The organism is Microcystis sp. M165S2, from assembly GCF_020245885.1.
In the GTDB taxonomy this organism is placed as follows: Bacteria; Cyanobacteriota; Cyanobacteriia; order Cyanobacteriales; family Microcystaceae; genus Microcystis.
On the sequence record NZ_JADBTZ010000322.1, the window covers coordinates 1 to 8695 of the forward strand.

Annotated in this window: 10 protein-coding genes, 1 tRNA gene and 1 pseudogene; 3 read left to right on the forward strand and 9 right to left on the reverse strand. The window is 42.2% G+C overall.

Annotated features, from left to right (window positions below):
- Positions 1-187 (forward strand): annotated as a pseudogene (locus tag IM479_RS15990) (IS5/IS1182 family transposase); the annotation flags it as partial.
- 49 nt (positions 188-236) lie between these two features.
- On the opposite strand, the gene IM479_RS15995 reads toward IM479_RS15990, so the two are convergent.
- The 5 genes from IM479_RS15995 to IM479_RS16015 all read right to left on the reverse strand — a co-directional run bounded on the left by IM479_RS15995 (position 237) and on the right by IM479_RS16015 (position 4530).
- Complete coding sequence (locus tag IM479_RS15995; protein WP_287687004.1) at positions 237-446, reverse strand: DUF4926 domain-containing protein; 210 nt, start codon at positions 444-446, stop codon at positions 237-239.
- A 123-nt stretch (positions 447-569) separates the two neighbouring features.
- Positions 570-728 (reverse strand): DUF1902 domain-containing protein, encoded by a 159-nt coding sequence (locus IM479_RS16000; RefSeq protein WP_287687006.1) that lies wholly within the window; start codon positions 726-728, stop codon positions 570-572.
- Positions 729-767: 39 nt separating this feature from the next.
- Entirely contained in the window at positions 768-3242 is a 2475-nt protein-coding gene (locus IM479_RS16005) for a tetratricopeptide repeat protein (protein WP_353737581.1), read from the reverse strand.
- Entirely contained in the window at positions 3243-3689 is a 447-nt protein-coding gene (locus tag IM479_RS16010) for a hypothetical protein (protein WP_287687009.1), read from the reverse strand. It abuts the gene before it with no gap.
- 154 nt (positions 3690-3843) lie between these two features.
- Entirely contained in the window at positions 3844-4530 is a 687-nt protein-coding gene (locus IM479_RS16015) for a DUF3782 domain-containing protein (protein WP_287687011.1), read from the reverse strand.
- Positions 4531-4843: 313 nt separating this feature from the next.
- On the opposite strand from IM479_RS16015, the gene IM479_RS16020 reads away from it, so the two are divergent.
- Entirely contained in the window at positions 4844-5083 is a 240-nt protein-coding gene (locus IM479_RS16020; RefSeq protein ID WP_287687013.1) for a hypothetical protein, read from the forward strand.
- Positions 5084-5153: 70 nt separating this feature from the next.
- Here the strand turns inward: IM479_RS16020 and IM479_RS16025 are convergent, their stop codons facing one another.
- The 4 genes from IM479_RS16025 to IM479_RS16040 all read right to left on the reverse strand — a co-directional run bounded on the left by IM479_RS16025 (position 5154) and on the right by IM479_RS16040 (position 8359).
- On the reverse strand, positions 5154-5504 hold the full coding sequence (locus IM479_RS16025) for an SPOR domain-containing protein (RefSeq protein ID WP_287687015.1): 351 nt from the start codon (positions 5502-5504) through the stop codon (positions 5154-5156).
- 16 nt (positions 5505-5520) lie between these two features.
- Entirely contained in the window at positions 5521-6405 is an 885-nt protein-coding gene (locus tag IM479_RS16030; protein ID WP_287687017.1) for a hypothetical protein, read from the reverse strand.
- 69 nt (positions 6406-6474) lie between these two features.
- Positions 6475-6548: transfer RNA gene (locus IM479_RS16035), tRNA-Met, on the reverse strand.
- Positions 6549-6631: 83 nt separating this feature from the next.
- The gene (locus IM479_RS16040) at positions 6632-8359 is read right to left on the reverse strand and encodes a succinate dehydrogenase/fumarate reductase flavoprotein subunit (protein ID WP_002774552.1); all 1728 of its coding nucleotides are present in this window, start codon (positions 8357-8359) and stop codon (positions 6632-6634) included.
- Positions 8360-8485: 126 nt separating this feature from the next.
- On the opposite strand from IM479_RS16040, the gene IM479_RS16045 reads away from it, so the two are divergent.
- Positions 8486-8695 (forward strand): helix-turn-helix domain-containing protein (locus IM479_RS16045; protein WP_287699490.1); only part of this gene is annotated, 210 nt, incomplete at its 3' end.

Below are 8695 nucleotides of genomic sequence, written 5' to 3' on the forward strand. Positions count from 1 at the left end.
CTCAACATCGGAAACAGCCATTGCTATTACTTTTTTAGTTATCAATCTTTCCACCCTGCTTCGGCAGGTTTTTTGGGCTTTTTTATGTCTGAAATGGAAAAACCGCACTTTTTCTCGGTCAATGATGACAATAAGTTATAGCCTAGAGATTAATCGACAACTAAAGCTTATGCTTTTAGCTAAGTGAAATCATTGATTAAGAGACCTGTACTTTTCAATAACTTTTTCAGCAGACCCTAGTTAATAGAAGTTATCCAAGAAACGGGAACGGCGATAACATCTAATGTCTCATTATTGGCAAAAATTTCTAAAAGGTAGCCTGCTTCTGGTTGTTCTTCGTTCGGGGTCAAAAGTTCAACAACAGTACCTTGATCACCTTTTTTAAAAATAGTGTCGGGGACATCCCTACATAGTTCAACTTGTTGAAAAAGTTGGACGGGTTGCATTATTCACAATCCTTTGTTTCCAATTCTATAGCAAAGACCAAGGTGCTTAGGACAATCCATCGCTGAAACCCTGTTCAGATAAGAGTTTGAAAATTGAAAGCGTCCTAAATAACCCATTATTTGCTATAATAGGATGGGAATTAAGTCTTTAGCAATATCAATGACGGCATCTATTGTATCAGCTTCAGCGACAAGTCCTTGTATATCGGGACTGGTGGCGACATAGTAATCTTGTCCGTTTTCTTGAAAGCGTTCAATGGTGAGTTTAATTGGGTTTTTCATGGCAGTTTTTTGAGTAAGAAGAAGGTGGCTTTAGGATTTCTAATCTCCTTCTAATGTAGCCTGAATTTGTCCTAACAGTTCCTCACAATCTTTAACCAAGGGAATACCCAATTCTTGGCATAATTCAAGCGCTTGTTGGCAATGGCTATATGCGACTTGAATGTCACTTATCCGATACGCAATATTTGCAAGACCAAAATAACAACGCATTACTATTTCCTGTAAACCAGTTCCTTGAGCAATAGCTAAAGATTTATTAATATAGTCTTTCGCTTGAATATATTTTTCAAGCTCAAAATAAGTGTTTCCAAGGTTATGTAAGCTTAATGCTATACCTCTCTGATAATTATTTTTTTGACTTAGCTCTAATGATTTCTCAAAGAATGCTACTGCTGTTTCATGTTGTTCTAAATGAGAATAGCAAGCACCAAGACTAATTAATTCAAGTGCAATTCCTCTTTGATCCCCCATTTCCTCTTTTAAGACTAAAGATTCTTGATGTTTAACGATTGCTTCCTGATATTTTCCCAAGTCGGCATAACAATTACCTATATTACCAAGCGACTCTGATATCCTTTGTTTGTTACCAATTTCTTCTCCTATTTTTAGAGATTTCTGATTATAAAAGATTGCCTCCTTATATTGACGTAAGCTTCGGAAGCAACACGCAAGATTATTATAAGCAAGTGCTAATCCCTGTTGATCGCCAAGAATCTCCTTGACGATTAAGCCTGCTTGATGATAGGGAATCGCCTGTAAATATCTGCCAGAATCGCTGTAACAATTTCCTATATTCAAAGATGCGGAAGCCATTCCTCCAAGATCATCAATCTTTTGTGAAATTTCAAAATGCCTTTTATGATTATCTATAGCTTCATTCAATTTTCCTATAGAACGATAACAAATACCTAAATTACCAAAAGTCCCTGCCATACCTCTATAATCGCTAATTTTACTCTGAATTGCTAGACATTGATCATGATACTTGATGGCTTGCTGATAATCGCCTTGCGAAAAGTAACAGATACCTAAATTACCCAGTGCAGAAGCAACTCCTGCCGAATTTTTATTTTTTTCCGATAGGGCATAATGTTGCTTATGAATAGTAATTGCTTTTGAATATTCTCCTAAATTTTTATAACTTATTCCCAACAAAGACAACACAATGCCGAACTCTCGTGTTTGTTTTTGATCCTCTATCCAATTATTAATTAAAATTTCATACAATTCTATTGATTTTCGACTTAAGCCTGTGAAGTACAAAAAACTATTAACCGATTTATCTTTCTCTTCTCCTCCTCGATCCTCATTCAAAATATCGTAAGCTAACTGCCATTCTCCCAATTCCCCTGCATGGTGAAACGCCTCTAAATATTCCTTCAAATCTTCCAAGTATTCCCAGGGAGGGACAGGTAAATGAGCTAAATAATAATCTAAGGCTAATTGATGGGCAGATCGCAATATTTCAGGATTTGCTTGATCTTGTACCACCATTGAAATTAAAGGCAAAAACTGAAACTGTCGCTGTTTTACATTGTATTCGGGGGGAAATTCTTGTAATAAAGATAAACAAGCAAAATGTCGTAAATTTTTGTCAGTTATTGCTGGAATTAACCCCTGGGCTAACCCCAAATCAAAACTCTCGCGCAGTACCGATAACCGCGTTAAACTCTCCCTAAACTCTTTCGATAATCGCGCTAAACTGGCGGTAATCACTTCTCTGACACAGGTTTCCGTGTCGCGGTGATACCCTTCCACATCAAACAGATTTAAGCCCAAATTTTGCGACTCGGTGACAGAAACCCCTTCGCCAAACTCATCACTCATCCAACTACAAACCAGTTGCATTAAGAGAGGATGTCGTCCCATCTTGTGGACAAATTCGGCTAATTCTTGATTAGTTCCTGTCAAACCGTAATTCACCCTCACCAACTGGATTGCGTCCGCTTCTGCTAATCCCCCCAGGCGCAACCAATGACAACGCCGCGTTAAATTGGCTACAAAACTCGGCTGTTCCCGACTGGTAATCAGGATTTTACTCTGGTTTCCCGACCCCAACCAACGGCTCAAAAATTCCCCATAAACTGAATCTCCCGCCGTCTGAACTACTGTTTCTAAGTTGTCGAGAATCAACAGACAAGGTGAGATACTCAGTCCCCGTATCATCTGCTGAATTAACGTCTCATCGTTCCATTTTTCATCGTAGGGTTGCTCCAAATTTTCTAATAACCAGCGGCCAAATTGCGCCACTGAATAACGCTCCCTAAAACTAACCCATAACACCCGCCAATGAGGGTTTAACTTCTCTTTGAACTTCACCGCTAAAGCCGATTTCCCATAGCCTCCTGCGGCGGTTATCCCGATTAAGCGTACTTTGTCATTGCTGAGGGCGGTTTGTAGTTCCTTGATTTCATCCTGTCGTCCCTGCCATTCATCTACTGGCGGAGGTGTGGTATTTAGGGTTGCTGATTGCGTTGGGGCTAACTTTGTCTGTTCCCTACCAGACGACTCCAGCTAATGCTCTTTGTTAGTGTCACTGGGATAGTAATGGTTATGGTTTCCCCCCAAAAATTTAGCTTCAACATTTTTGTTGAATTGATAACCCTGAGATTGATCCTTGTTAATTTGAGTATTGCGGATCTGTTTTTCCGTTGCCGCTAACTTAGCGGCTAATTCCTGGTTACTGCTCATCAACGCCCGCATTTCCGTTAATAATTCTGTAACTTCCGAATCAGCTAATACAGGTTCCAAGTCAATGACGGCTTGCTCAACTTCAGGTGCTTTGCCTGCGGTTAATAACTTTAAGGTTGGCGAGGTAGGAAATTTGCGTTGCAGTGTCGCCAACAAGGAATCGTTAAGATTTTCCCCAGTCTTGCCTAAAAAACCTGTGGCAATAGCAGAACCAGCCAAGGGAGCAATATTCGTGGCCCAAGTTATCAAAGTCACTAAGAGTGGTTCCATCAACAAAAACCTCTTGATTTTTTTCTAATGATACAGTTTTTCCCAAAAAAGAATAACGTTTGCTTAAACCGCCGTATCAATGAATCGGTAATCGCATTTATTTGATTGTTCTCGATTCCAAAGGAATAACTAATTTTAATACGCCCATTGTTAGTTAAGCAAAACCCACAGGCTGAAACTGAACATCGTTGATGATTTTCACCGTTTCTCCTGATTGCTTAATCACAAATAAACCGCGCCGATAAGCATAACTATCTATCCCCTGGTCGCTTTCAATCCCCGCTACTGCGCCATAAACCTGAAAGTCTCGAAATTGGGGAAAGGCTAACTTAAATCGCTGTAATCGGTCGAGAAAGTCATCTACATCATCCTTCGAGAGTCGAGATTTACACTCCACCGCCACTAACTCACTGCCATTCACCGCCAGAATATCAATTTCCATCGCTGCCCCGGGACGTTTACTTTTTAAACGACTCATGGTTTGGGTGACATCAATCCCCCGCCCTTGAAATAACTGCACAACCGCCGGCTCTACCATTTCTTCTATAAAAAGACACAAAGGGGTAGTTAAGTTATTGACGGCTTCGGTGGTGGCTCGTACCTGCTTTTTCAATTCTTCCATCGTGCGCTCGGCTTCGGCCCGGCGGCGATCGGCTTCAGCACTACGGCGATCGGCTTCAGCATTGCGGCGGTACGCTTCGGCATTTCGTTGTTCAGCTTCAGCACTACGGCGCTCGGCTTCAACATTGCGGTGCTCGGCTTCTTTTTGGAACTCGGCAAATTGAGCCTCGGTTCTTTCAAACAGTTTGTAAATATTGGCGATCGTAATAGCTTCTGACATGGCGTGTTCTTGTCTATTTGAGCAAAGCCGATCCTATTCTAGCGACTCGGCAGGCTGAGAGGACATCGTTCTTTTACCCATCACTTGCTGACAGGATAAATCCGACACCATCCCCGCCAAAAATCGCCAATTTTTTCCTAAAAAAGTTTGGGATACCCCACTCCCCCAAAGCCACACCCAAAGCTAAAAGCCTTAGCCAATAAGCTTTTTATTATGCAATTTTTTTTAATTAGACCTCTTGCATTGGCACATACCCCAGATTTTTTCATAGCAAGTATCAACCTATTGAAGTGGGGAAAATCTTATGTTTTCAATGCTTACGTTCTCAACTGCTACCCTAAAAAACCACCTCAAAAAAAACGGTTTTTTTGTCTTCAATAACCCTTGCAGCGATCGCTGGGTACAATGTTTACAGGATGTTACCCAAGCAACCCCCGTTATCCAAACTAACGGAGAGATTATCTATCCTATCAAAGCAAATCCTGACGCTATGGGAAAAAGTGATGCACAATCCCCCGGAATTGGGCTTTTACCTCATATCTTAAAAAATTAAGCGAACGGTAAGTAGTAAAAATGGATCAAAAACGCCACTAGCCCTCTGCGCTAAATAGACATGAAGGCTATCAACACCGATAGAAACTAATTTTGTTAGAAGTTACTCGATTAGATTGCCAATTAGGACACCAATCATCTACATTAACGACATAAGAGCCTTGACGAAGTTGATTATGGATATTAGTTAAGGCAGCTTGTGCTTCCTTTTTTCCTTGGAAAAGAATCACACTTCTATACCATCCAGATCGATAGAAAAGAACCGCACTTGAATAGGGAGGGCGATTTTTCTTGGCACGGTTTATTTCATACTCAGCTTCGCTAATATCTCGATCACCACCGAATACTACTCCCCATTGCTCTGCCCTAGCGATTGCAGGAATCCCAAGAAGAAACCAGAGAATTAAAATTGTTTTTTTCATGGCTTACCTATTAACTTTATTGAAAACGAGCTTTGATTTTTACCCCAGGCTTTAAGTTTAGATGATCGGCATCTTTTTGACTAATTATAACTTTTTTGTCTTGACCTTCTTCGTCTAAACATTGACCAAATTTTTCAATCCTGATTTTGTCAACTTTATCGGAGGTTTGGTAGATATATAAATCTTCATTACCGATCCAAAATGCATCACTATTTAAACATCCAATAGCTGATCCTCCTAGAAGTTCAGTTTCCGGTTTAATGCTATGAATTATCAAAGTAAATTGATTTTTATTAGGTTGACATATTCCCTGATTTCTGGCACATTCGATTCTGATTTTTTCTAAAACTGGATGATTGTAGCCTTCTTTTGAGATTGATGCTAGTCTTGAAATAGCACTAACAATCGAAACATTATTAATATCATAATAGCCATTATCATTAAAGTCTTCTTGATTTAGGTTACCTATTTTAATACCTTTATTTTCTATCTCTATATAATAGATATTTTGGTCTCCTTTCTTTAAGTCTATATGTTCGGCTATATATGGCTCTAACTGCCCTTCTAGCAAAAGATTAATAACCACTATAGAGCTTAGTAGAGAAGCAAGACTCCCCGAAATTTTTATTGCCTGGGTTTGTAAGGAATCATCATCTTTAAACCCTCCCATAAATCGGTAAACCAATGCACCCATTCCAGTGCCAAAAAAAATAGATGGTATGATTGGCAAAGGTATGACATTGGGCAACAAAGCTATAGCCGTACCTAGTCCAAAACCAAAAGCCGTAACTACAATGAAAAATTTATCAAAAAAATTAGGACCTGCCGGTTCTAATGGAGATGCGGAAACCGACGGCGGCGATTTTTGTTCAGAATCGGGATTTTGGTTTGCATTACTCATTTTTCAACTCTCGTATATCCAAATTTCCTAGAAATTCAAAACCTGTCAATCAGAACTAACTCGAATTAATGGCGGGAAGCGGATTTGAACCACTGACCTTCGGGTTATGAGCCCGACGAGCTACCAGACTGCTCTATCCCGCGTTGCTTTATCTACTATAGAACTAAATCTCGGTAAATGCCAAGGAGTTTGTAAAATTACTTTACATTTACCGTGCGACCAGAGGTTAATACTTACGTTCCACGGGGGTGAAATCCTGAATCACCACGGGCATATAGTCGATATCGATGCGGTCGCGGGAATAATAGGCGAGGGTATGCTGAAGGAAATTTTGGTCATCCCGTTGGGGAAAATCTTCGCGGGAATGGGCCCCTCGGCTTTCTTGACGATTGAGGGCAGAGGTGAGGATAATTTCCCCCACCACCATGAGACTTTGTAATTCCCAGGCCTCGATTAGTTCCGTATTCCAGCAATCACCCGGATCATCGAGGTAAATCTGCTCGTATTTGCGCTTTAAATCGCCGATTTGTTTAATTCCCTCGCGCATAGTCGCTTCGGTGCGAAAAACGCCGCAATGTTGGGTCATACAGTCTTGGAATTGCTGACGTAGTTGACCGATGCGAATCGTGCCTTTTTTGGTCAATAAAGCGGTGATTTCCTCTTTCGCATCCTGAAGGTAAATATCGGGATTAAAGACGGGAAAAGCGCGTTTTTCGACGTATTTAGCGATCGATTTGCCGGTTCTTCTCCCATAGACCACACATTCTAACAGGGAATTACTGCCCAAACGATTAGCCCCGTGAACGGAGACACAGGAACATTCCCCGGCGGAGAAAAAGCCCTCGCTGAGGGTATCGGCACTTAAGCGAACGCGACCATCGGTATTAACGGGAATGCCTCCCATACAATAGTGAACTGTAGGACGTACAGGCATCGGTTCCTCTACCGCATCGACACCGACGAGACGGTGGGCCTCCTCCCAACAGAAAGGAATGCGACTCATAATTTTTTCCCGGCCTAAATGGCGTAAATCCAGATAGACAAAGGGACCCCCAGCGCTACCGTCCAGATTTACCCCCCGGCCAGCGCGAATTTCTAGGGTAATGGCCCGGGAAGTGATGTCCCGGGGTGCCAATTCCATGCGCGAGGGGGCGTAATCTTCCATAAAACGACGACCTTCGCTATTGATTAAATAAGCTCCTTCACCCCGGACCGCCTCCGAGATTAAAACACCGACGGGATAGAGTCCAGTGGGGTGAAATTGGACAAATTCCATGTCTTCTAGGGGAATACCCGCTTTTGCCGATAAAGCTAAACCGTCTCCCGTACAGGCGAAATCGTTGGAGGTGGTGTTATAAACGCGACCATAGCCCCCCGTCCCGAACATAATTGCTTTTGCCCGGAGGATTTCTAGCTGTCCGGTGGCGATTTGGTACATAACTACTCCTTTAGCTGTACCTTCTTCGAGGATAAGACGCAAAACGTACCATTCATCGTAGATTTTTACCTGATTACGGCCTAAATTGCTGACTAATTCGTGCAGCATGGCGTGACCGGTTTTATCGGCGGCGTAACAGGCACGGTTATGGCTGTGACCGCCAAAGGCTCTTTGGGCAATGCGTCCATCTTCGAGACGGGAGAATAACACGCCTAGATGTTCCAATTCGATGATAACTTCGGGGGCTTCTCGGGTGAGGATATCCACCGCATCCTGGTCAGCCAGAAAATCGGAACCTTTGACAGTATCGTAGGCGTGAGCCTTGGGATTATCTTTGGGGTCAACGTTTTGCAGGGCGGCGGCGATACCCCCCTGGGCAGCGACGGAGTGGGAACGAATTGGGTGGGTTTTGGCAACGACAGCAACATCGATAGTCGGGTTGAGGCGTTTGATTTCTAAGGCGGCGCGGCATCCTGCTAACCCACCGCCCACTATAACGACATCGTGTTCTTTCATCGAAAATTTAGGTCTGAAACCCCGCCGTTCTACGGCGGCTTTACTGTTAAATACTAGCGCATTTACAAAATATATGCCAGAATGTGAAATATGGAGAAAGCCTATTCTTACCGATGATTTTACCCCATACCCGAACAAGAGTCGCTATTGCGGCGCACTTTGGGCTGTGTAAGATTAGTTTACAATAAGGCACTCCATCTCAGAACACAAGCATGGTACGAAAGACAAGAAAGAGTAGGATATGCTCAAACTTCTTCGATGCTAACCGATTGGAATAAGCAAGAAGAATTAGACTTTCTCAATGAAGTAAGCTGTTTACCTTTGCAACAAGTGTTA